General features: G+C 66.2%; 21 protein-coding genes and 2 pseudogenes. 8 read left to right on the top strand and 15 right to left on the bottom strand.

The genetic code is table 11. The features are described 5' to 3' along the window. Positions 1 to 281: 281 nt before the first annotated feature. Positions 282 to 629 carry a cupin domain-containing protein gene (locus NA4_RS09065; protein ID WP_067466975.1) on the bottom strand — a complete coding sequence of 116 codons (348 nt, stop codon included), beginning with the start codon at positions 627 to 629 and terminating at the stop codon, positions 282 to 284. A gap of 82 nt (positions 630 to 711) precedes the next feature. Between NA4_RS09065 and NA4_RS09070 the strand changes: the two genes are divergently transcribed. Beyond that, positions 712 to 2,115 (top strand): aminotransferase-like domain-containing protein, encoded by a 1,404-nt coding sequence (locus NA4_RS09070; protein WP_245671208.1) that lies wholly within the window; start codon positions 712 to 714, stop codon positions 2,113 to 2,115. A 34-nt stretch (positions 2,116 to 2,149) separates the two neighbouring features. Here NA4_RS09070 and NA4_RS09075 read toward each other — a convergent pair whose 3' ends face one another. Together NA4_RS09075 and NA4_RS09080 are read right to left on the bottom strand one after the other, a co-directional pair. Further along, positions 2,150 to 3,376, bottom strand: a complete 1,227-nt coding sequence (locus tag NA4_RS09075; protein ID WP_067466981.1) for an NADH:flavin oxidoreductase — start codon at positions 3,374 to 3,376, stop codon at positions 2,150 to 2,152. Continuing rightward, the gene (locus tag NA4_RS09080; RefSeq protein WP_067466984.1) at positions 3,373 to 3,957 is read right to left on the bottom strand and encodes a TetR/AcrR family transcriptional regulator; all 585 of its coding nucleotides are present in this window, start codon (positions 3,955 to 3,957) and stop codon (positions 3,373 to 3,375) included. The genes NA4_RS09075 and NA4_RS09080 overlap by 4 nt, the downstream gene beginning before the upstream one ends. A 166-nt stretch (positions 3,958 to 4,123) precedes the next feature. Between NA4_RS09080 and NA4_RS09085 the strand changes: the two genes are divergently transcribed. Then, positions 4,124 to 4,864, top strand: a complete 741-nt coding sequence (locus NA4_RS09085; RefSeq protein ID WP_067466987.1) for an SDR family oxidoreductase — start codon at positions 4,124 to 4,126, stop codon at positions 4,862 to 4,864. A gap of 54 nt (positions 4,865 to 4,918) precedes the next feature. Here NA4_RS09085 and NA4_RS09090 read toward each other — a convergent pair whose 3' ends face one another. Further along, entirely contained in the window at positions 4,919 to 6,373 is a 1,455-nt protein-coding gene (locus NA4_RS09090; RefSeq protein WP_067466990.1) for a lipase maturation factor family protein, read from the bottom strand. A gap of 96 nt (positions 6,374 to 6,469) precedes the next feature. Then, positions 6,470 to 6,637 (bottom strand): annotated as a pseudogene (locus tag NA4_RS09095) (carboxyl transferase domain-containing protein); the annotation flags it as partial. Between the two features lie 35 nt (positions 6,638 to 6,672). On the opposite strand from NA4_RS09095, the gene NA4_RS09100 reads away from it, so the two are divergent. Further along, the gene (locus NA4_RS09100) at positions 6,673 to 7,011 is read left to right on the top strand and encodes an MmcQ/YjbR family DNA-binding protein (RefSeq protein ID WP_067466996.1); all 339 of its coding nucleotides are present in this window, start codon (positions 6,673 to 6,675) and stop codon (positions 7,009 to 7,011) included. 34 nt (positions 7,012 to 7,045) lie between these two features. On the opposite strand, the gene NA4_RS09105 is transcribed toward NA4_RS09100, so the two are convergent. From NA4_RS09105 to NA4_RS09115, 3 genes are all read right to left on the bottom strand, one after another. Beyond that, entirely contained in the window at positions 7,046 to 8,251 is a 1,206-nt protein-coding gene (locus tag NA4_RS09105) for a hypothetical protein (protein ID WP_157128910.1), read from the bottom strand. A gap of 142 nt (positions 8,252 to 8,393) precedes the next feature. Next, on the bottom strand, positions 8,394 to 9,476 hold the full coding sequence (locus tag NA4_RS09110) for an EamA family transporter (protein WP_067467002.1): 1,083 nt from the start codon (positions 9,474 to 9,476) through the stop codon (positions 8,394 to 8,396). 515 nt (positions 9,477 to 9,991) lie between these two features. Beyond that, positions 9,992 to 10,915, bottom strand: coding sequence for an SDR family oxidoreductase (locus NA4_RS09115; protein ID WP_067467005.1), 924 nt, complete (start codon positions 10,913 to 10,915; stop codon positions 9,992 to 9,994). Between the two features lie 96 nt (positions 10,916 to 11,011). Between NA4_RS09115 and NA4_RS09120 the strand changes: the two genes are divergently transcribed. Further along, entirely contained in the window at positions 11,012 to 11,599 is a 588-nt protein-coding gene (locus NA4_RS09120) for a TetR family transcriptional regulator (protein WP_067467008.1), read from the top strand. A 26-nt stretch (positions 11,600 to 11,625) separates the two neighbouring features. Here the strand turns inward: NA4_RS09120 and NA4_RS09125 are convergent, their stop codons facing one another. Then, on the bottom strand, positions 11,626 to 12,510 hold the full coding sequence (locus tag NA4_RS09125; protein ID WP_067467011.1) for an NAD(P)-dependent oxidoreductase: 885 nt from the start codon (positions 12,508 to 12,510) through the stop codon (positions 11,626 to 11,628). Between the two features lie 49 nt (positions 12,511 to 12,559). Between NA4_RS09125 and NA4_RS09130 the strand changes: the two genes are divergently transcribed. Next, entirely contained in the window at positions 12,560 to 12,967 is a 408-nt protein-coding gene (locus NA4_RS09130; RefSeq protein ID WP_067467014.1) for a MerR family transcriptional regulator, read from the top strand. Between the two features lie 141 nt (positions 12,968 to 13,108). Here the strand turns inward: NA4_RS09130 and NA4_RS09135 are convergent, their stop codons facing one another. Next, positions 13,109 to 13,471 carry an ArsR/SmtB family transcription factor gene (locus NA4_RS09135; RefSeq protein ID WP_067467016.1) on the bottom strand — a complete coding sequence of 121 codons (363 nt, stop codon included), beginning with the start codon at positions 13,469 to 13,471 and terminating at the stop codon, positions 13,109 to 13,111. Between the two features lie 92 nt (positions 13,472 to 13,563). Between NA4_RS09135 and NA4_RS09140 the strand changes: the two genes are divergently transcribed. Continuing rightward, positions 13,564 to 15,546: a heavy metal translocating P-type ATPase gene (locus tag NA4_RS09140; protein WP_067467019.1), complete on the top strand. Its 1,983-nt coding sequence runs from the start codon at positions 13,564 to 13,566 to the stop codon at positions 15,544 to 15,546. Between the two features lie 193 nt (positions 15,547 to 15,739). Here the strand turns inward: NA4_RS09140 and NA4_RS09145 are convergent, their stop codons facing one another. Both NA4_RS09145 and gnd read right to left on the bottom strand, forming a co-directional pair. Beyond that, the gene (locus NA4_RS09145) at positions 15,740 to 16,534 is read right to left on the bottom strand and encodes a phytanoyl-CoA dioxygenase family protein (protein WP_067467057.1); all 795 of its coding nucleotides are present in this window, start codon (positions 16,532 to 16,534) and stop codon (positions 15,740 to 15,742) included. A 198-nt stretch (positions 16,535 to 16,732) separates the two neighbouring features. Next, on the bottom strand, positions 16,733 to 18,178 hold the full coding sequence (gene gnd / locus NA4_RS09150; RefSeq protein ID WP_067467022.1) for an NADP-dependent phosphogluconate dehydrogenase: 1,446 nt from the start codon (positions 18,176 to 18,178) through the stop codon (positions 16,733 to 16,735). A gap of 200 nt (positions 18,179 to 18,378) precedes the next feature. On the opposite strand from gnd, the gene NA4_RS38825 reads away from it, so the two are divergent. Further along, the gene (locus NA4_RS38825; RefSeq protein ID WP_157128912.1) at positions 18,379 to 18,582 is read left to right on the top strand and encodes a VOC family protein; all 204 of its coding nucleotides are present in this window, start codon (positions 18,379 to 18,381) and stop codon (positions 18,580 to 18,582) included. An 88-nt stretch (positions 18,583 to 18,670) separates the two neighbouring features. Then, positions 18,671 to 19,108 carry an ArsR/SmtB family transcription factor gene (locus tag NA4_RS09160; RefSeq protein ID WP_084496925.1) on the top strand — a complete coding sequence of 146 codons (438 nt, stop codon included), beginning with the start codon at positions 18,671 to 18,673 and terminating at the stop codon, positions 19,106 to 19,108. A gap of 68 nt (positions 19,109 to 19,176) precedes the next feature. On the opposite strand, the gene NA4_RS09165 is transcribed toward NA4_RS09160, so the two are convergent. The 3 genes and pseudogenes from NA4_RS09165 to NA4_RS09170 all read right to left on the bottom strand — a co-directional run. Next, positions 19,177 to 19,608 (bottom strand): hypothetical protein, encoded by a 432-nt coding sequence (locus NA4_RS09165; RefSeq protein ID WP_067467028.1) that lies wholly within the window; start codon positions 19,606 to 19,608, stop codon positions 19,177 to 19,179. Between the two features lie 141 nt (positions 19,609 to 19,749). Next, positions 19,750 to 20,014: pseudogene (locus tag NA4_RS44030) on the bottom strand (IS982 family transposase); the annotation flags it as partial. Between the two features lie 44 nt (positions 20,015 to 20,058). Beyond that, the coding region (locus NA4_RS09170) for an ATP-binding protein (RefSeq protein WP_307188575.1) at positions 20,059 to 20,618 on the bottom strand (560 nt) is incomplete at its 5' end.

The following is a 20,618-nucleotide window of genomic DNA, read 5'->3' on the forward strand; positions in this document are numbered from 1 at the left end:
ACTTTGCTGTTCATACCCCATTCATCGGCTGGACAGGTAGCGATCAATACCGACCAATAGGTATTTTCACCTTAATCCACCCCTACTGCACTCCACCGAGAATGTGAAGTCACGTAACGACCCCTTCATGCATGCACCAAGCCCATCCGCCCTGTCGGAGGACCAGCTAACTTCTCGGGTCGCGGGCGCATGTGACGGCTTTCATTATCGGCCGGCACTATGCGGAATTGCTGTGACTGGCCCACAACTACGTCTCGCGCCGACGCACCGGCGAGCGTGGTTCAGCTTCCGTACTGCTTGGTCTCGGGTCGTTCGATGAGCAGGACGTGGGCGCGAGTCTCCGCCACGGGTCGGTGCCGAATTCCTTTGGGGACGACGAAGATGTCCCCGGCTGCGAGGGTTACCGGTGCGCGGCCCTCGAGTTCGATACGGAACGAACCGTCCCAGCACAGGAACAGTTCGTCCTCGTCGTGGTGGTGCCAGGGGAACTCGCCCTCGAGCCGGGCGGCGCGGACCACGGTGTCGTTGACCTGCGCCAACTCGCGTTGCTGGAAAGGGCCTGGCAACGCGGCGATGGCGTCGGGAATCGAAACGGTCGAGTGCTCAGAGATGGCTGCCTTTTCGCTCATGGAAGTCATGGTGGTCGGCTCAGGTTGGTGAGCCCAGGTCCAATCCGGCAAGATTGGTCTGCTGATGGAGCCAATTGAGGTAATGCATCGTCTCGGTCGCTGGTCGACGGGGCGCGGTCCGTTGTATCTGTTGCTCGCGGCACGGCTGCGGCAGTTGATCGATGCGGGTGAACTCCCGCCCGGAACCGGCCTGCCGCCGGACCGGGTCTTCGCGCGGATTCTCTCCGTCGGGCGCAGTACGGTGGTCGCCGCCTACGGGCTGCTGGAAGGCGAAGGGCGGATCGTGCGGCGCCAAGGCAGCGGTACTCGCGTCGCGGGTGGTGCGCCGACGGCGGCACCGACGACCACCAGCGCGCCCATGTTCCTGCATCTGCTGGAGCCGGACCCCGAGGTGATCTCGCTGGCCTGTGCCGCTCCCGGCACCCCACCCCCGGAGATGACTGCGGCGTTCGCCGCCATACTGCCCGAATTGGCGTCGATCACCGCTGACATCGGCTATCACCCTGCCGGTTGCCCGACACTCCGAGAGGCCATTGCCCAGCGCTACACCCGGCTGGGAGCGCCGACGCACGCCGATCGGATTCTCGTCACCAATGGCGGCCAGCAAGCGCTGTCACTGTTGGCTCGCGCGTTCATTGCCCCTGGGGATCGGGTTCTGCTCGAGACGCCGACTTATCCGGGCGCGCTGGAGGCATTCCGCGAACAAGCGGCCGTTCTGGATGCACTGCCGGTCGGATTCACGGGGTTCGAGGCGGCTGTCCGGGCATACCGCCCAGCCCTCGGCTACCTCACCCCCACGTTCCACAACCCCACCGGCACAGTCCTTCCCCGGCTGGTCCGACGCAGAATCGCCGAAGTGGCCGCTGCCGCAGGCGTCCTGCTCATCGCCGACGAGGTAGTCGCCGACCTCGGGTTCCCGGGCGAGGTGATGCCGCCGTTCGCGGCCGACTCCGATGATGGCATCTCCATCGGATCGTTGAGCAAGAGCATTTGGGGCGGCTTGCGCATCGGCTGGATCCGCGCGCCGGTCCCGGTCATCGACCGCGTCACCCGTCTGCGGGCGGTGCATGACCTCGGCGGAAACCTGCCGGCCCAGCTCGCCGCAGCCAGGCTGCTCCCACAGTTGGATCTGCTGTGCGCGAACCATGCGGCACAGTGGCAGTCGTGCCACGACTCGCTCCTGGGCGCGCTGGCCGAACACCTCCCCGACTGGTCGGTGCCGGCGGTCCGCGGTGGCCATACACTCTGGGTGCGACTGCCTTACGGCGACGGTAATTCGTTCGCCCAGACCGCACTCCGCCATGGTGTCGCCGTGCTCGCGGGCAACGGTCTCGACGTGAGCGGCGGCAGCGGCGAATACATTCGCCTGCACTTCCGGCACCCGGAAAGCACTCTCACCGCGGCGGTCGCGCGGCTCGCCACCGCCTGGGAGAACTACCGCCCACCTGTGCAACCGGCGATCGCACCACCGCCGCTGGCGGTCTGACCCGACGACCGGGGTGTCTCGGCGCTCGGCAGGGTCATGCCTGGTCCTTCAATCCGCCGTCCATGCCGGGAAGCGTCAACGGGATCGGGGCACCGGTTCGATCGGGGCGGTAGACGCAGCGAGTGCGGGTGTAGATGGTGGGCATGCATTCGTTGCAGTGGATGCAGGCCGACTGCGTGGTGGCGTCGGATCGGATGCGGTGCAGGAGGTTCGGTTCCCGCAGCAGCGCCCGGGCCATCGCGACGAAGTCGAATCCTTCGGTCATCGCCTGCTGCATGGTGTGCAGATCGGTGATGCCGCCCAACAGGATCAGTGGCATCGACAGCTCCCGGCGGAAGTGGCGCGCCCGCTCCAGCAGATACCCGTCCTGATAGGGATACTCCTTCAGGAAAGCCCGGCCGACGAGGCGGAAACCCCAGCGCGCCGGGATGGGAAGGACCTTCGCGAATTCCCTTCGCGGCGCACGGCCGTGGAACAACACCATCGGGTTGAGCAGTGAACTGCCAGCCGTCAGTTCCAGCGCGTCGAGCGTGCCGTCCGCCTCCAACCATGCCGCCACTTGCAACGACTCCGGCACCGTCAGTCCGCCCGGCACGCCGTCTTCCATGTTGAGCTTCGCGGTCACCGCGAGCCGGCCACCCACGGCTTCCCGTACCGCCCAGGCGATTTCGCGCGCCAGCCGGGCACGGTTGGCGGTGCAACCGCCGTACCCGTCGGTGCGCCGGTTCAGCCTCGGGCTCAAAAAGGAGCTCACCAGGTAGTTGTGCCCGAAATGGATCTCCACCGCGTCGAAACCCGCTTGCTCGGCGAGTTTCGCCGCGTTCGCGTGCGCGGTGACGACCTCGCGGATCTCGTCCTGATCGGGCACCTTCATGAAGCGCATCGACAGCGGGCTGATCATCCTGCTGGGAGCGAGCGCGGGAACGCCATTGGATCTCGCGTTGGCGACCGGGCCGGCATGCCCGATCTGCGCGCTCGCCGCCGCACCCTCGCTATGGACGGCGTCGGTCAACTTGCGCAATCCGGGAACCGCCTCCGGGCGCATCCAGATCTGATGCCGGTCGGTTCGTCCGCCGGGCGTGACGGCGCAGTAGGCGACCGTCGTCATTCCGACTCCACCCGCTGCCGTCTCTCGGTGGAACTCGATCAGATCCTCGGTGACCAGTGCGTCGGGTGTACGGCCCTCGAATGTCGCCGCCTTGATCACCCTGTTGCGCAACGTGATCGGCCCCAAGTCGGCCGGTGCGAATATCTCGTTCATGTCCGCTCTCCCGTGCCTGCGGTCAGCCCCGCGACGACGAAGTCGCGCAAGGTGGTCACCACTTCGTCCGGCATCGCCCTCTCGTTGGCCCCGGCGCCACCGAATCGCGTGATGATCAAGTCGAAGGCCAACATCCAGCGCCGTCGGCTCTCGTGCTCGTCGACGTCTGGGAGCAGAGCGACCCACGAGTCCATCCGGAACCACGGCTGTCGCCACTCCGTCACATGCCGCCCCAGGACGAACTGGGCCAGCAAACGCAGATGCAACCGGCCCACCGGATCGGCGGCCAACTCGACGAAGGGCTCGATGACGGCATCGACGACCTCGGCCACCGAACCGTGTTCGGCGGCCACGGCCGACAACCGAGTCGCCCACAGCGGCCCGAGCCGGTCCTCGAGCAACGCGGCGACCAGTGCCTCCTTCGACCCGAAGTGGTAGTGGACCGCGGCCGGATTCGCACCGGCCTCGGCGCAGATGCTCCGCACCGACACATCGTCGTATCGGCCGGTCAGGAACAGTCGTTCGGCAGCAGCAAGGAGCCGTTCGCGGGTGCCCGCCGATGTGGCGACCTGGTCAGTCATGCCACCCAGTCAAGCACTGTTCAAACAATGTTTCAATCATTGATTGGAACACTCGTACCTCACCGGGCGCAGCTCGTCATCGACGGCGGAAAGACCGCGCATGCATAGCCGTTTCACTCGCAAAGGATGAAGCAGGTCCCGGGCTACGCCGTGAAAAGTGAGAACCATGAAGCTCGCAGTCATCGGCGGTACCGGACGAATCGGCTCCCAGGTGGTGCAGAAGCTGACCGCCGCCGAACACGAGGCCGTCCCCGCTGCACCGTCCACCGGGGTCGACGTGATCACGGGGAAGGGCCTGGACCAAACGCTGGAAGGGGCCGATGTCGTCATCAACGTGGCGAACTCGCCGACCTTCGACGAGGCCTCCCTCGACTTCTATCGAATCTCCATGACCAATCTGCTCGCCGCCGGAGAGCGTGCCGGTGTCCAGCATCAGGTCATCCTCTCGATCGTCGGAGTGGACCAAGTGCCCCAACTGGACCACTACCGGGCCAAGACCCTCCAGGAGGCCCTGCTCCGGCAGGGGCCGACGCCGTACTCCATCGTGCGCTCCACCCAGTTCTTCGAGTTCGTGGACTCGATCTTGTCCTGGACCTCCGACAGCGACACGGTCCGCCTGCCCGCCACCCGCCTCCAGCCGATCGCCGCCGCGGATGTCGTCGACGCGGTTGTCGAGGTCGCCACCGGCCCCCCGCTGCAAGGAATCCGCAATATCGCAGGTCCGGACGTCTTTCCCCTGGACGAACTAGGCAGGCTCACCCTGGCCGCACGGCAGGACGCTCGAACCGTTGTCACCGATGACAAAGCCGGCATGTTCGCCGCTGTCACCGGCGACGTGCTCACCGCGGGACCGGACGCACACCTGGCACCCACGCACTACCAGGACTGGCTCCAGAAGGCCCATTGAATCGGGGCATGATCGTTCGGATCACCGGGTGGGACAGGCCCGACCGCGTCACCGTCATTCTCGGCCGAGGTGCCTGCGATGGTTGTCGGTGAGCGCCAGCGGCGGGACGTATCGACTCACCAGCGTGCGATGCCACCATGCTCGGGTGCGAACCAGCTCCCCGGGAGTGGTGAAGCGGTACTCGTAGAGTTGCGCACGCACATAGCGGGGCGGGGACTCAGGGAAGGGGTTGCGCCGCAGTAGGCGCAGGGTCGCCCGATCGTTTTCCAGCAGTCGCACCAGGAACGGGCCGAGCCAGTCCCGCGCATAATGCGGCGAAAAGGCGGCGAACCACATGAGCCAGTCCAGGCGCAGATGGTATGGAGCCCATTGCCGCGGCAGGCGGCGCAGGTTGCCCGGTTTGCCTTTGAATTCGTATTCCGTCCACTGTGTCTGTTCGGTGATCGCCTGGTCGTCGGTTCCCTCGATCACCACCTCGAACCGGATCCGGCCCACTGTGCCGAAGGCGCCGTAGGTGTTGACCAGGTGATAGGGGTTGAACGACCGGTTCATGAGCTGGTGGCTGGAGATCATGTTGCGCACCGGCCAGTAGCTCAGGAACACCACCAGCACCGTGAACGCGATGACCAACGCCGCGAACCACGGCGGCGGTCCCGGCAGCGAGGGCGGAGTGGGTACCGGGAGCACCGCTGCCGCCGAGGACTGACTGATCGCGCTACCGGCGAGGATGATCGTCGCCCAATTCAGCCACGCGAAGTTTCCGGACAGCACCAGCCACAGCTGGGTGACCAGGATGATGGCCGCGGCGATGCTCGCGACCGGCTGTGGAGCGAACAAGCCGAACGGCACGACGAGTTGCGCAAAATGATTGGCCGCGACCTCCACCCGATGCAACGGCTTAGGCATGTGATGAAAGAACCAGCTCAGCGGCCCCGGCATCGGCTGCGTCTCGTGGTGGTAGTACAGGCAGGTGAGATCACGCCAGCACGCGTCTCCACGCATCTTGATCAGTCCCGCGCCGAACTCGACGCGGAACAACAGCCAGCGCGCCGACCACAGCACCAGCAGCGGCGGCGCCGTGCGGTCGTTGCCCAGGAAGATCGCCAGGAATCCGACCTCCAGCAGCAGGGATTCCCAGCCGAACGAATACCACGCCTGCCCCACGTTGACGATCGACAGATAGAGGACCCACAGCGTCAGCCACAGCAGCATCGCGGCCCACAACGGCACCACGTCGGCCAGGCCGGCGACCATCGCCGCGGACAGCGCCACACCGATCCAGCAGACCACGGCGAAGAACCGGTCGGAATAGTGGACATGGAAGATGCTCGGCGCCTCCCGGACGGACCGCCGCGCCAACAATCGCGGCACCGGCAGCATCCCGTGTTCGCCGATCAACGCCCGGAACTGCCTGGCGGCCGCGACGAACGCGATCAGATAGATCGCCGCGGCACCGCGCGTCAGTACCTGCCTGCCCAACCAGTATTCGGGTGCGGTGAACCATTCCATGCCCGCATCTCCTCGGACCGCGGACGTTGCCAACCCACCTTCCGCCTACCTTAACCCGACCGCGCGCAAACCCGAGGACGGATGCCGGCGGGTCCGCTACATGGGATACAGACTGTGCTTGCGTGGGTTGAATTCGGCGGCCGCCTCCTTGTCCCGCAGCAGTTGGAGCGCATGCCGGATTTCGAGACGGGTGCGTGCGGGTTCGATCACAGCGTCGATGTAGCCGCGTTCGGCGGCGACCCACGGGGTGGCGACTGTCGTGTTCGGGAGCGTCGGCAATGCCTGGAAGGATTCAGCGTATGAGTGCCACTGGGGACGACGCCCGCGCCTTTGCCCTGTCATTGCCGGAAACATCCGAGCAGTTCACTTGGGGGATGCCGACTTTCCGGGTGGCGGGCAAGTTGTTCCTCACGCTTCCGGAGGCCGAGACTTCGATGGCGGTCCGCTGCCCCATCGCCGACCGCGACGAACTCGTCGTCGCCGAACCGGAGAAGTTCTGGATCGCCGCGCACGAAGCCAACAACGCCTGGGTCCGCGTGCGTTTGGCCGCGCTGGATGACGGCGACGAACTGCAGGCCATCGTTCTCGACTCATGGCGGCAGGCCGCACCTCGGCATTTGCTCGATGACACCCGGTGATCTCCCTATCGCCGGTCGTAAGGCCGGTGTCGAGTCAGCGTGCGCGGCGGCGGCGAGGGCGGGGAGCAAGCTTCAGGCCGAACAGCAGATCTGTATTGCGAACCGGGGTGGGTTGTTCGGACCTACGGAGCAGCCCGGCATGTCGTATCCAGCTGTGGTGCCAGTGGTACAGGTCCGGAAGGTTCACCTCGCATGCCGCGGCGATTCTGCGTAGCCGGAAGCCCGCTCCGCCGACAGCGCCGGCGAACAGCTTGCTGGTGGGTGTGTCGTGCGCTTCCTGATGGACGCGGGCGTCGTAGAGCAGCGGGCGCGCCAACGGCGGTATCACCCACACATAGAGGTCGGGCGCGTGTGCGTAGCCGATCGGACCGTTGAAGATCAGCGCGTCCGCGGTGAGGGCGACGCAAGGAATCGCGTTGAGTTCCATGGCGGTAGCGCCGGTGAACAATGCGGTCGCGAGCGCGGCGGCGTCGACGGGGTTGTCGGTTTTGGCCCGGATACGGGTGATGATCTCGTGATCCACGGGGATCGTGGTCAGGCCCGGCCCGACCGCGTACGCGAGATCCGGTGGCAGATCCAGGCGCAGACCATGCAGCAGGAACGCGGCTTGAGCGCCGCGCAGACGAGTGATGGTGTGTCCGCGGCTGGGACTATCGGCGACCAGACCGCCGAGGAACCGGTACAGGCTCAGAATGTCGTTCCACTCGTCGACCAAGCCGCCGCCGGAACCCTGCTGGATGCGGTTCGGCACGGAGAGGCGTGGCCGCAGAACCGTCAGCATGTGCGCGGCGAGACCGGCGCCGAGCGGGTCGGCCCAACTGCGCTCGTGCTGATCGAGGTCGTGGTGACACGGCTGCCCGCTGCGCTCGGCCAGCCACCGGCAGGTCGCTCGGATTCCTTGGGTGTAAACGGCGTCGACGCGCGCGAACTCGTCGGGCGGAAGGCTCCGGTGGGCGTCCGCTCGAAACGTGGTGACGTCTCCATCGGAGATCTGCGGCAACAGATCGTCTCCGGCCGCCTCGGGAAAGGTGACCATGCGTGATGGCCGGGCTCGGAGCTGTCGATAGCCGACCTGGCGGGTAGGGCCATCGGGAACCTGCCGAAATCCCAGCCGCCGGGTCGGCCCATCGGGCATTCGTCGATATCCGAGCTGCCGGGTCGGGCCATCGGGTATGGCGCCCCGCTTGGCCAATTCTGCCAGCTCGGATGGACGTAGCGTGGGCACGCTCGCGTCGACCACGGCTACAACCTCCTGGATGCATTGACCCGTGCCGGCACAGCGGGTTCGACGTCAGTTGCAGAGCATTCGATCACGTACCCAGCGGTAAGTGCGAAAAGTTCACCGAGATTTGATGTTGCTTATCTCACTGATAGTCGAAGTTTCAACCGAGACCGGTAGCGGCACGCGCATTCGACGGGATCGCCGCGCTGCTGGCAGCGGCAGCAAAATCCGGTTGCGTGGCACCGGCTTTCACGGAATCCCGGGTCTCCGACACCGAGAAGTGCCGAGCTGAGCGCTTGTTCACCCCCCTGGAACGCACAGGCGGTTTGCGCTGCTGCGGAGTCGTTCGAGACTGCGCATCGATGGGACCGCGTGCCGCCCCGGCGCAGGCCACGATCACCATGCCGATGCCCAACCACTGGACTGCCTGCATCTGCTCGCCGAGCAGCAGGAGTCCGACCCCTGCGGCCACGGCAGGTTCCAGGCTCATCATCACGCTGAACACCGCCGGCGTGATCCGGCGCAGAGCCTCCAACTCGATCGCGTGCGGCACGAGTGAGGACAGCACGGCCAGCGTCGCCGCCCCGGCCAGGAACACCGGATTCAGCAGTATCGCACCATCATTCGCGAGCACCGCGGGCAGCGCGAGCAGCCCGCCGAATCCCATGGCCAAGGCCAGTCCGTCGTGCCCGGCAGTGTGCTTGCCGACCACGGCGCTGCACGCGATATAGGCACCCCATCCCGCACCGGCGGCCACCGCGAACAGCACGCCGCTCCAGGACAGCGGTCCTTCGCTGTCGACCAGCAGCAGCACTCCCGCGCCTGCGAGAGCCACCCATACCGCGTCCCGCCAGCGCCGCGAGCCGATCAGCGCGATGGTGAGTGGGCCGACGAAGTCGATGGTCACCGCCATACCCAGTGGAATGCGGTCCAGCGCCGCGTAGAAGCACAGGTTCATGCCCGCGATCGCCACGCCGAGCCCGGCGATCGGGAGCAGCGCCGCGCGCTCGACCCGCAGCGCGGGCCGCCACAACAGCATCGCGAACGCACCGCCCAGCACGATACGGGCACACGCGACAGTCGTGGGCGAGGCGATCGAGAACAGGTGTTTGGCGACGACCGCGCCGAGCTGGATGCTCAGCATCGCGACGACCACGAGTAGGAAGGTGGGCACGCCGCCGCGTTGCGCGGCGAAGCGCGGCGCGATGCGTGCGGGGGTGTCCTGGACAGGACTGACGACCACGTGGTGCTCCGTTTCGGGACGCGCTTACGCCCGAGTGCGTAAGCGGGTGTGTTTGTGCGCGAGCAGCATTCGGACAACTCGCGCCTCGCCGGTCCCCTTGGATCGGCGAGGCGCGTGAATCGCTGGCGTGTAGCAGTGATTTCCGACGGCGTCTCAGCTCGCCGCGCAGGAGCACGTGCGCGACCCGCGACTGTGCTGGGTCGTAGCGAGGCGTCGGCTCCGGATTCGCGGCATTGTCGAGCGGGCGGGCGAGTGGAGCCGATTCAGGCCGGTCCACTCCAGGGTGGACGGTCTCGGGGCGTTGTGCGCTGCGCGCGACCGTGTTTCACAGCCGAAGACGGTAGCTTTGCTAAGCAACGATTTGTCAGCCGGTTGGTTGCCAGAACTCGGTAGGAATGTTGCGAGATGTATCTGGCGGTGTGCTGTTCGGCACACGAAACGGATGTGATCGATAAGTGCTTCCGCCGCACGGCGATAGGGCTCTGCCCCACGTCGCTTGATGCGGCGGTGGTGCACTAAGGCCGCTGGAAGTAGTGACCTTTGTCGATGTCGTCGATGAGGCCGGGCTGGGTCGGCTGCCATCCGAGCCTTTGCTGGGTCAGCGTGCTCGAGGCGGGAAGGTCCATCGCGTAGAAACCGGCCAGCCAGCCGAAGTGTGTGCCCGCATCCTGGGGTGCGACCGACGCGACCGGTACGCCGAGGTTCCGGCCGATCGCCGCGGCGATGTCGCGCGTCGCGACACCCTCATCGGCCACGGCGTGCAGGATCGCTCTCGCCGGGGCGTGCTCCAATGCCAACCGTGCCAGCCGCGCTGCGTCGAGTCGGTGCACTGCGGGCCACCGGTTGGATCCATCGCCGATGTAGCCGGCCACACCCTTCTCGCGTGCGATCGCGACCAGCGTCGCCACGAACCCCTTGTCACCTTCGCCGTGCACCGTCGGGGCGAATCTCAGCACGGTAGAACGGATGCCGCGGTCGGCGAGCGAGATCGTGAACTCCGCGGTGGTGAGCCTGAGCAAGGGGCCCTGGCGTGTCGTTCCCGGCTCCAGGTCGAATCCGTCCTCCTCGGTCAATAAGGGTCCGGCCGCGGAGCCGCCAACGCCGCCCGCGATGACCAGCGGCCGGTCCGAACCATCGAGCGCCGCGGCGATCGTCTCGACCGCGTGGCGGTCTGCTTCGGCCGCAGCCTGGTAGTTACCTGAAAACGCGAGGTCGTGTTTGAAGGCCAGGTGGATCACGCCGTCCGAATCGGCCGCAGCGTCGCGCAGCACATCGAGGTCATCGAGAGAGCCGCGCCGGACCTGCGCTCCGGCCGCAGTGAGCGCAACGGCCGAATCGTCCGAGCGTGCGAGGCCAACGACCTGGTGACCTGCGGCGATGAGTTCGGGAACGACAGCGGAGCCGATCCACCCAGATGCTCCGGTGACAAAAACGCGCATGAGATGTCCTTCGCGAGAGGTTCCGACCGACTGATGTCAGTCTCTGACATCACTTTAACAATGAAGTCAGTCCCTGTCATGACTTAGGATTCGGTCATGGGTCGATGGGAGCCGAATGCGCGCGGGAGGCTGGAGCTGGCCGCGCTCGAGCTCTACGCAGAACGCGGGTTCGAGCAGACCACAGTCGCCGAGATCGCCAAGCGGGCAGGACTCACCGAGCGCACGTTCTACCGGCACTTCGCCGACAAGCGCGAGGTGTTGTTCTCCGGCGGAACGGCGTTGCAGGATGTGCTGGTCGACACCGTCGCCCGAGCGCCCGACTCGGCCGCGCCGATCGAGGCGACCGCGGCTGCCGTGGAAGCCGTCGGCGCGGTGCTGGAGGAACGGCGGGAGTTCTCCCGGCAGCGGCAAGCCGTCATCGACGCGAATACCGAACTGCGGGAACGGGAGCTGATCAAGCTTGCCTCGTTGGCGGCGGCGGTGGCGGGGGCGCTGCGCGAACGCGGCGTCGCCGAGCCCGCGGCGCACCTGGCCGCGGAGACCGGGATCGCCGTGTTCCGGGTTGCGGTGCGGCGCTGGCACGACGAAGCGAACGCGAAAGAACTGCCGCGCCTGGTGCGGGAGTCGTTCGACGACTTGGCGGCCGTGATAAACGGCGAAGTCGGAACCGGCGCGGCGTCATAGACGTTGCGCCGATGCCACGACTTCGGTCAGTCGTTGCCGGGTTTGCCGAACTCTTCGATCAGCACGGGATACTGCTCCCCACCGTGTCCGGCGGCGATCGAGCGATCGGCTATCGCCTTGATCAACTTCGGCAGTTCGGCGTTGACACCCACTGCCTCACTCTCCTCGATCAGGTGTGCCATCGTCCGCACGTCGGTCTCCAGGGCCGACACCTCGGCCGGGAAAGAGCCGCTGTCGATCTGCTCGGCATACCCGGGCAGCCATTCGGCCACACCGGCGGCGATCTGCCGTGCAAACGGCGCGTACGTTGCGGCGTCGACGCCCGCCGTGCGGAGCATGGCGGTGCCATGGAGCCAGGCGTTCAGGACGCTCCACATCATGGCCAGGCCGGCCACGTCGTACAGGGACGCCAGCCCATGGTCCGCACCAAGGTAGGTGACGGTGCCGAGCGCATCGAGTGCCGACTTGTGTGCCTCGAAATCCGACTGCGGCCCGCTGTGCAGAATCACCGCCTCGGCGGTTCCGATCGCCGGCGGGACGGCCATGATGGCGCCGTCCAAGTAACGGGCGCCGCACTGCTCGGCCCATCGGGCGGCTTCCCGCGCCTGGGCCGAGCTGCCCGAGGTCAGGTTGATCAACATCGTGCCGTTCAGGTCGATATCGCTTGCGCCGAGCAATTCGTGCACGGCCTGGTAGTCGGTGAGGCAGATGATCGTCAAGGAACCTGCGGCGAGCGCGTCGCCAACCGTCGGCGCCAGCCGTGCACCCTCGGCCACCAGTTGGTCGGCTTTGGCGGTCGTACGGTTCCACACGGTTGTGGGATGCCCGGCTTCGAGGAACGCGCCGGCGAGTGCCCGGCCCATCAGTCCGAGTCCGAGAACTGTCACGGGTGTATTGGTTTCGTTGTTCATGGCAGCATCGTCAACGTTGATACCGGTGTGAAGGTCAAGTGAGGTTGCGATGCGGATCGGGGAACTGAGTCGCCGGACAGGCGTCAACGCTCATCAGTTGCGCTACTACGAGGCCCAGGGCCTGCTGGAGGCAGACCGCGGTGCGAACGGTTACCGCGAGTTCGACGAGCACGCCGTGCTTCGGGTGAAGCAGATCCGGCATCTGCTCGGTGCGGGTTTGTCCTCCGAGGACATCGCCTACCTGCTGCCCTGTGCGGTCGGAGAAGCTCCGGAACTGCTCGGCTGTCCCGAGTTGCTGGCCGCGATGCGGTCACGGCTGCAGCGACTGGACGAGCAGATGGACAGACTCGCTCAATCCCGCGACGCTCTTGCCAAATACATCGATGCGGCCGAGCAAATGAGCAGCGACAACTACCCACCATTTGACGGTGTCGGCCTGGAACCCGTCCCTGCCTGAGCATCCGGGATGGTCAGCCGGTACGCGCGCACACCGCGATCGACCGGCTCATCGCCCGCCGCGGCATCGCACTGCGGGAGAAGGCGCTGCGGCGGATGCTCTACGAAACCTGCGCCGGCACCGAGGAAGTCCTGCGGACGGTCAACCAGCGGTCTCGGGACGGTCCGGCAGGCCGAGGCGCAGGTGCTCGCTGTGGTAGATCGCCTCGTCCAAGAGTTGAGCGACGTGGTTGTCGTAGAGGCTGTAGACGATGCTGCGGCCGGAGCGGGCTCCGGTGACCAGTCCCAGGTGACGTAACAGCCGAAGTTGGTGGGAGACGGCGGATTGTTCCATCCCGATCGTGTCGGCCAGGACGCTCACCGATCGCGGGCCTTGGCGCAGCTCGGTGAGGATCATCAACCTACTGGGGGTGGCCAGCGCCTGCAAGGTGGTCGCCACATGCTGAGCGGACTCGGGATCCAGGCGCGCGACGTGCCGGTCTCTGCCTTTGACGCCGTGTCCCATAGTGGAAAAGCATACTCTAGGAATAAATGAAGACCTGTTCATGTCTTCTGATATGGTCGGTCGGTCTTCCCTGGCTGTCCTGGAGGTGAATCGTGGCCGCGCCGACGCTCGCGCCGACTCGACCGAACCCGGCACCCGATCTGGTGCCGGTGCGCCGGACCCGGTTGTTCGCACTGCCCGAGGTTCGATGGGCCGCCCTTGCCGTGGGATTGTTCCTAGCTGGTCTGGCGGTGCAGCTGACCGATGGGCCGCGGTGGGTGTGGTGGGCGTTGTATCTGGCCTGCTATGCAGCCGGCGGATGGGAGCCGGGACTTGCGGGGTTGCGGGCGTTGCGTGCAAAAACGCTCGATGTCGACCTGCTCATGGTCGCCGCGGCGATCGGTGCGGCGACGGTCGGCCAAATCACCGATGGCGCATTGCTGATCGTCATCTTCGCCACCTCCGGCGCCCTGGAAGCACTGGCCACCGCCCGGACCGAGGATTCGGTGCGCGGACTGCTGGATCTCGCGCCGGAGACGGCGAATCGGGTGACCGGCGACGGTGCGGAAGAGACGGTGCACGCCGCCGAGCTGCGAGTCGGCGATGTCGTCGTGGTACGGCCCGGCGAGCGGATCGCCGCGGACGCGACCGTGATCTCCGGTGGCAGCGAAGTCGATCAGGCCACCATCACCGGCGAGCCGCTGCCGGTGGACAAGACCGTCGGCGACGAGGTGTTCGCCGGGACTCTCAACGGCACCGGCGCCCTGCGTATTCGCGTCGAGCGCCGCGCGGAGGACTCGGTCGTCGCGCGGATCGCGGCGCTGGTCGAGCAGGCCGCGCAGACCAAGGCTCGCACCCAGCTGTTCATCGAGAAGGTCGAACAGCGCTACTCGATCGGCATGGTGATGGTCACCGTGGCGGTGTTCGCCATTCCATTGCTGTTCGGGGAGGCGGTGCGGAGCGCGCTGTTGCGGGCGATGACGTTCATGATCGTCGCCTCCCCCTGCGCGCTGGTACTGGCCACGATGCCGCCGTTGCTGGCGGCAATCGCCAACGCGGCTCGACACGGTGTGTTGGTCAAATCCGCTGTGGTGATGGAAAAGCTGGGTACCACCGGGCGGATCGCGTTCGACAAGACCGGCACCCTGACCCGCGGCGCGGCCGAGCTCATCGAAACCCATTGTCTGGATGCGCGATTCAGCGATGCCGAGGTGCTGCGGCTCGCGGCGGCCGCCGAGCAGCCGAGCGAGCATCCGTTGGCGACGGCCATCGTACGCGCGGCCCGGAGTCGTGGTCTCAGCCTGCCCGAGATAGCCGATTTCACCGCACATCCGGGTCGCGGTGTAACTGCCCGCGTCGGTGATCGGATCATCGGCGTCGGCTCCCCCGCCGCCACGTCAGATACCGATAGCTCCGCCGAAACCGCGGCACTCCGCGCCATCATCGACGCACTGCAAACCGGCGGCTACACCGCTGTCGTCGTGACCTGCGAGCAGCTACCGATCGGAGTGCTGGCTATCACCGACCAGCTTCGGCCGGAAGCGGCGGCGGCCGTGCGCGCCGCCACCGAACTGACCGGCGCAACGCCGGTCCTGCTGACCGGTGACAACCGAGCCACCGCCGACCGGCTCGCCGCCGAGGTCGGCATCACCGATGTCCGTGCCGAACTACTGCCCGACGACAAAATGACCGCCGTGCGACAGCTCCAGGCTGACGGGCAAAAGGTGACCGTGGTCGGTGACGGCATCAACGACGCGCCCGCCCTCGCCGCCGCCGAGGTAGGCATCGCGATGGGCGGCGCGGGAGCCGACCTCACTTTGCAAACCGCCGACGCCGTCATCGTTCGCGACGACCTCACCACGATTCCCGCGGTGATCGCGCTGGCACGACAGGCGCGCCGGATTGTCATGGCCAACTTGGCAATTGCCGCCACCTTCATCGGCGTGCTCGTCGTCTGGGATCTCGTCGGAACTTTGCCCCTGCCGCTGGGCGTGGCCGGACATGAGGGATCCACGGTCATCGTGGGCCTCAACGGGCTACGCCTGCTGCGCCGGGCAGCATGGGAACGCGCTGCCGGATGCCGGGACCGCAAGTGACGAGTTGGAAGCGCGCGGATCTGCGCGACGTCCGGCTCGGTGAATCGCGCGGCGGCGAGGATGGCCAACGGTCGGGTGCAGACGCATCCGCCGCGCCACGGACGCCGAAGGATTCGGCGCGGGAGGTGGATGACGATTCTCTCGCCCGGTGCCGGCGCCTGATCAGGTCACCGGCACCTACGCGAGTGATGGATCAGCTGAGTCGCGGATAGCGGTCGCCGTCGAGCGCTTGTCCCGGCTCCCGGTCCGGCACCTTGTCCTGATACCACGAATCCGGGTTCGGGTGGTAGACCGCCTGTGCGTCCATATATACCGACGCCAGCGAAATTCGCGTCGAATCCGTGTGATTGGCGCCTGCGGAGTGGACCAGCCGAGAGTGATGGAATGTGCAGTCACCGGCTCGCAGCGGGACTGCCACCTGTGGCCACCAGCGCAGTTCCGGTCGGACGTCGAACGGCTCTTCGTTCACGGGCAACGTGTCGCCAGGCCAGCGGTGTGAACCCGGTATGAACGTCAGGCACCCCCGCTCCACAGGTACGTCGACCAACGCTACCCAGGCGGTGAGGGTTACCGGCGCTGCCGCTATGGGGAAAGCAGGGTCGTCGATGTGCAGCGGTGTGGGGGCGCTTCCCGACGAATGCTTGCGCAGCAGTTCAGATTTGAACATGCGCAACGGACGCCCGGCCAGACGTTCGGCGATGGCGGTGATCTCAGGGTGCAGTGCGAGCTTTCGCATCGGCGCACTGGCGTTCTCCGGTTCGGCCACCCAATCCATCACCTTCCCGCCTTCGGGTGCATCCCAAGAGACCGTGGGCTGCTGGTGCAGTTGGGCATGGGCGTCGGTCAGGAACTCGTCTATCTCCATCGCACCGAGTACGCGTGGAATATGGACGTAGCCGTCCCGGCGGTACCGCTCGACGAGATCGACCGGAAGGGCCTCCGCTATCGGGATCTCGCTGCCGCTGGAATGATCAGGTGCTTTAGTCACGAGCCCCACGGTAGGAGGCGCTTAGGACGAATCGGATCCTAAGCGAATGCGCGGATGCCGAGCCGCGCCATGTGCCTCGCCCTGACAGCGAGCTACCGGCTCAGCACCGGAGGACATCGCTGCTGAGCAGCACTGTCCTGCCGGTGGTACCCGTCCCGTTCCCCGAGCGCGCACGGCCGGGGAACGGGACGGCTGTACTCAGTCCGCGGGGACTTCGCTGCGGTCGCCGCTCCAGAGCGTGTGGAACTTGCCCTCGGCATCGATGCGCTCGTAGGTGTGCGCGCCGAAGAAGTCGCGCTGCGCTTGGGTGAGCGCGGCCGGGAGACGCTCGGCGCGCAGGGCGTCGTAGTACGACAGCGACGACCCGAACGCCGGTACCGGGATGCCCAGCAGGGTCGCGGTGGACACGACACGCCGCCAGCTGTCGATCGCGGTCTCGATCGCCTCGCGGAAGTACGGCGCGAGGATCAGGCTCGGCAGTTCCGGGTTCTCGTCGTAGGCTTCCTTGATCCGGTTCAGGAACCGGGCCCGGATGATGCAGCCGCCGCGCCAGATCGTGGCGAGGTCACCGGGGCGCAGGTTCCAGTTGTATTCGACACTGCCCGCGGCGATCTGGTCGAAGCCCTGGGCGTAAGCGACGACCTTCGACGCGTACAGCGCCTGCCGGATGTCTTCGGTGAACTGCTCGACGTCGGTCGGCTTGTCCGCCAACCGGCCCGAGGCCAGACCGGTCGCGGCTTTACGCTGCCCGCGCGACCCGGACAGTGCCCGTGCGAAGACCGCTTCGGCGATGCCAGTCACCGGTACCCCGAGATCGAGAGCGGACTTCACCGTCCAGCGGCCGGTACCCTTCTGCTCGGCGGCGTCGACGATGACGTCGACCAGCGGTCGCCCGGTCTTCGCGTCCACCTGCTCGAGCACCTGGGCGGTGATCTCGACCAGGTAGCTTTCCAGGTCTCCTGCGTTCCACTGGGTGAAGACATCGGCGATCTGCTTGGCGTCGAAACCGAGCGCGTCACGGAACAGGTGATAGGCCTCGCCGATCAGCTGCATGTCGGCGTACTCGATGCCGTTGTGCACCATCTTGACGAAGTGTCCGGAACCGTCCGGACCGATATGCGTGCAGCACGGCGTGCCGTCGACTTTCGCCGCGATCGATTCCAGCAGCGGACCGAGCGAGTCGTAGGACTCCTTCGGGCCGCCGGGCATGATCGCCGGGCCGTTGAGCGCGCCCTCCTCGCCACCGGAGATGCCTGCGCCGACGAAGTTCAACCCGCGCTCCCGCAGCGCAGCCTCGCGCCGGATGGTGTCGGTGTAGAGGGCGTTGCCGCCGTCGATGATGATGTCGCCGGGCTCCATCGCGGCGGCGAGTTCCTCGATCACGGCATCCGTGGCGGCACCCGCCTTCACCATGATCAAGACGCGGCGCGGCTTCTCCAGCGCGGCGACGAACTCCTCGACGGTTTCGGTGCGCACGAAATCACCGTCGTCGCCATGCGCCTCGAGCAGTGCGTCGGTCTTGGCGATGCTGCGGTTGTGCAGCGCCACCGTGTAGCCGTGCTTGGCGAAGTTGCGGGCGATATTGCTGCCCATGACCGCCAGGCCGGTGACCCCGATCTGTGCACGTGCTGTAGAGGTCGGCATCAATCAGCTCTCTCGTTCGACAGGTGTGGCGGGTCCGCGCGAAGCCGTTCGGCGGATGCCTCGTGGAGTCCCTTCCACGACGCCTCAGACCTTACCTACCGCGCCGGTTCGAACATGTGCCGCATAGCGGGCCGGTCGCCGGTTTCGTGGTCGCAGGTGATAGCAACTCCGTCGGCCGGGAATCGGGGTGTCGGTTCCGCATGACGATTTCCCAGATCAGGACCATCACCGCGCTTGTCGAGGATCAGGACCGGGCCAAGCGGTTCTATACCGAGGTGCTCGGATTCACCGTTCGCGGCGTCCCGGTGATGGGGACGAATCGATGGCTCGCGGTCGCGCCCGGCGAGTCGGAATGGCCATCATGCTGCACAAACCGTTTCCAGGCGCGTCCAGCGGGACGCTGACGGGCGTGATTCCCGACAGTGAATATCTCGACGGCGTCGTCGCCCGGCCGCGCGAGGCCGCGGCGCAAGTCGAGGGACCTTGGGCCCGATGCCGCACCATCCAGAACCCACGACCGCAGACCGCGTGATCGGCGCAGTCGCCAAACCGACCCGACGCGACATCCTGGACCTGCTGCTCGACGGTGAGCGATCGGTCCAGCAGATCGCCGAACGCTTCGACATGGCGCGGCCCGTTGTCTCCGAGCATCTCGAGGTGCTGCAGGACTGTGCTCTGGTCAGCGAGAAGAAGCGGCGACGGCATCGCTACTACCGCGTCGAGCCGGAACCCCTCCACGATCTGCAGTCCTGGCTCGACCTGTTCGAGCGGTTCTGGCACGACCGCATGCGCGATCTGGGCGCGACACTCGACGCGATGCCCGACGAATCCGACAGGACGGACCCGATCGGTGACCGACGACCTCACCACCGTCGAACTCGACGACCCAACCGCCCAACTGGCCCGCAGACCGTGGAACTGGCCAGGTAAGCAGGTCGGGGCCCAGGCATTTCGCGAATCACCTCACCTCAGTGGATCTTGCCGACGGCTACGCGACTTCAGCCCAATTGCGCACCCGGAAAACGCTTCCGAAACCGCTCGACTTCATCCTCGTCGAGCTCACCCGCCGAGCTCCCCCACGGAATCGACTCGGGATTCCCGGACTCCGGCCGCCCACCGTCGCGAAAGAACTCCTTGAGCGTGGCGTCGATTGTCTTCTCGACGAACCGATTCGGATCCCCGTCCACTGCGGGCCGGGAAGTACAACTGATCTCCAGCACCTTCCGCCCCTCCGGAAGATCATCGGTCGTCAGCTCTTCGTTGTATTCCAACCATTGCGCGACCAGCCGGAACGAGTCGAACCAATCCTCATCAACCGCGAAATATGTCGGCTCGTTACCGATTTCCAGCGCCATCCGCTTGGCATAGATCCCGACAATCCGAACCGCGTCGCTCACCGTGCCGTAGATGTATACACTCCCCCGAACCATAGCCATGAGCAGTGTATAACAGCTGAAACACTGCGACCTGGTGCGCTGACCCTCGATCTACCAACCGGCTGGACCGTCACCTGGGATCTGCGCTCCGAGGGGCATAGCACCCGAGCCTTGTTGAGTCACACCGGATTCGACCCCGACCACCCAACCGCCCAACTGGCCCCGCAGCGTCATGCGCAATTGCCTGCCGGCACGTGCGAGTGGGGATGCGCAGTAGCCGTATTCGGCCCATGTCCGAGCGGCGGGCGGTTTCCTTGGACCGGCCGCGCCCGAGCGGAGTGGAATCGACGACCCACACGTCGTCGGTCCACAGTGTCGTGTCGAGGGACAGCGCCCTGATCATCGCGGTGATCAGGGTCGCGGCCTTGCGGAATCGTTTGTTGTGGCCCGAGCTTCCCGGCGACGCGCGAGGAAATCGGTTGTGTCTCAATAATTTCCGTCTTGTCAGCTGCGGCGCACACCGCCTCGCGAGTTCAGCGGGGCGAACAGCACGTGCTCGAGGACGATGTCGGCGACACCTGAGGGGGGCATCGTCGTGACGACCTCGAGCGTCGCTGCCGTTCTGAGCAGGGGCTCCACCGTCTCGATGTACTCGAGTGTCTCGGCGCGTTCAGCGGGGTCCTTCCCGTACTGATTGTCGGTACGGGTTCTCAGCCGCTTGATGAGAACCTCGACCGGGGCGCTGAGCAAGACGACATGGTCGAAGCGGGGATAGAACAGGGTCTGATTCCGCGTCGTGCCCTGCACGAACAGCACTCCTTGATGCTCCTCCGACTCGTCGGAAAGCAACGCCTCGATTCGGTCCTCGCGCCACAGTCTCTCGCCGTCGACCGTTTCGAAATAGTCACCGTAGTCGGTATCCACGGTCCGGTAGCCACGCGCGGCGAGCTCATACAGCAACGATGTCTTGCCCACACCAGACATGCCCGTCACCAGCACACGCTTCACAAGAGGGAAGGATAGGCGGTTCCATCCCGACGACGGCCGATCTCTGAAATCAGTCA

Origin of the sequence: Nocardia amamiensis NBRC 102102, from assembly GCF_001612745.1 — a bacterium.
GTDB classification, from domain to species: Bacteria; Actinomycetota; Actinomycetes; order Mycobacteriales; family Mycobacteriaceae; genus Nocardia; species Nocardia amamiensis.